The organism is Kistimonas scapharcae (assembly GCF_039540975.1).
In the GTDB taxonomy this organism is placed as follows: domain Bacteria; phylum Pseudomonadota; class Gammaproteobacteria; order Pseudomonadales; family Endozoicomonadaceae; genus Kistimonas; species Kistimonas scapharcae.
The window spans coordinates 1-509 of record NZ_BAABFL010000138.1 but is presented as its reverse complement, the minus strand read 5'-3'; the positions used below and the strand labels follow the sequence as shown (position 1 = coordinate 509).

Annotated in this window: 1 protein-coding gene; it reads right to left on the bottom strand. The window is 47.5% G+C overall.

The features are described 5' to 3' along the window. Positions 1-28: 28 nt before the first annotated feature. Entirely contained in the window at positions 29-328 is a 300-nt protein-coding gene (locus ABD892_RS10050; RefSeq protein ID WP_345195488.1) for a PLP-dependent transferase, read from the bottom strand. Positions 329-509: the final 181 nt, after the last annotated feature.

Below are 509 nucleotides of genomic sequence, written 5' to 3'. Positions count from 1 at the left end.
GGCTTAATCCCGACAGATCTTCAGCTGATCAACTTAAGAAAGCGGCTTGAGTTGGGGCGACAACTATGTTGACAAACACCGTAGCCGCTAACCCGGAAGCAAACCCATATCCATAACGGCCTTCCTCAAGTTCTGCCAACATTCTTTCCAAAGCAAACCGGGTTGGGTTCTGGCTGCGAGAATATTCAAATCCAGTATGCTGTCCTGGCGCCGGTTGCTGGTAGGTGGAAGATGTAACAATATTGGGCATAATAGCCCCGGTTACCGGGTCTGGCTTTTGTCCAGCATGAATGACCTTAGTGCGAAAGCGTCTTTGTTCTGTATTCACAGTAATACTCCATCAAAATCTGCACCCTCTTGAGTCATAATGTTCACTGCCTTTCTGATTTTTTTAGGACGAGACTGCATGTGTTCTGCTATCTCCGCAGCGGTGTTTGTCAACATAGTTGTCGCCCCAACTCAAGCCGCTTTCTTAAGTTGATCAGCTGAAGATCTGTCGGGATTAAGCC